Source organism: Photobacterium nomapromontoriensis (genome assembly GCF_050336815.1).
Classification (GTDB): Bacteria; Pseudomonadota; Gammaproteobacteria; order Enterobacterales; family Vibrionaceae; genus Photobacterium; species Photobacterium nomapromontoriensis.
Window position 1 is genome coordinate 1 of the sequence record NZ_JAKJSL010000101.1, and the last position, 879, is coordinate 879.

The window sequence follows — 879 nt, forward strand, 5'->3', positions numbered from 1 at the left end:
GGTCCGGATTGGAGTCTGCAACTCGACTCCATGAAGTCGGAATCGCTAGTAATCGTAGATCAGAATGCTACGGTGAATACGTTCCCGGGCCTTGTACACACCGCCCGTCACACCATGGGAGTGGGCTGCACCAGAAGTAGATAGCTTAACCTTCGGGAGGGCGTTTACCACGGTGTGGTTCATGACTGGGGTGAAGTCGTAACAAGGTAGCCCTAGGGGAACCTGGGGCTGGATCACCTCCTTAAACGATAGACTGCTGTTTTATGCAGTGTCCACACAGATTGCTTGGTTAAAATGTAAAAGAACGCAAAAAGACTTGGGTCTGTAGCTCAGGTGGTTAGAGCGCACCCCTGATAAGGGTGAGGTCGGTGGTTCAAGTCCACTCAGACCCACCACTTTCTCTCCCAGAGAAAGTGAGTGATGAGTCTTTTAAACGTTGGGGTTATAGCTCAGCTGGGAGAGCGCCTGCCTTGCACGCAGGAGGTCTGCGGTTCGATCCCGCATAGCTCCACCACTCTCTAAACACRCTGGCAACAGTGTCGTTAGAAAGTGGATACTTCGGTAAACACATGTTCTTTAACAATCTGGAAAGCTGACTAGTAAATTCAATCGAATGATTGAATTACAAATGTTCTTCTTTATGAAGAACGAGTTCTCAACACAAACACATTCAAGTGTCTTGTATCGAGTCCGGCGAAAAACCAAAGTCCTTATCTTTCTTGATCGAAGATAACGACGCAAACCTTGGTTGTTTGAACATACGAAACCTCTTGGGGTTGTATGGTTAAGTGACTAAGCGTACACGGTGGATGCCTTGGCAGTCAGAGGCGATGAAGGACGTATTAACTTGCGATAAGCCCAGTTTAGGCAGTAAAAGCC

2 tRNA genes and 2 rRNA genes are annotated in these 879 nt (G+C 47.9%); all 4 read left to right on the forward strand.

The annotated features are described in order from the left end of the window. Positions 1–244: ribosomal RNA gene (locus tag L4D12_RS25475) — 16S ribosomal RNA — on the forward strand; the annotation flags it as partial. Between the two features lie 74 nt (positions 245–318). Then, positions 319–395, forward strand: a tRNA-Ile gene (locus tag L4D12_RS25480). 43 nt (positions 396–438) lie between these two features. Further along, positions 439–514 (forward strand) — tRNA-Ala (locus tag L4D12_RS25485). 268 nt (positions 515–782) lie between these two features. Then, positions 783–879 (forward strand): 23S ribosomal RNA (locus tag L4D12_RS25490); the annotation flags it as partial.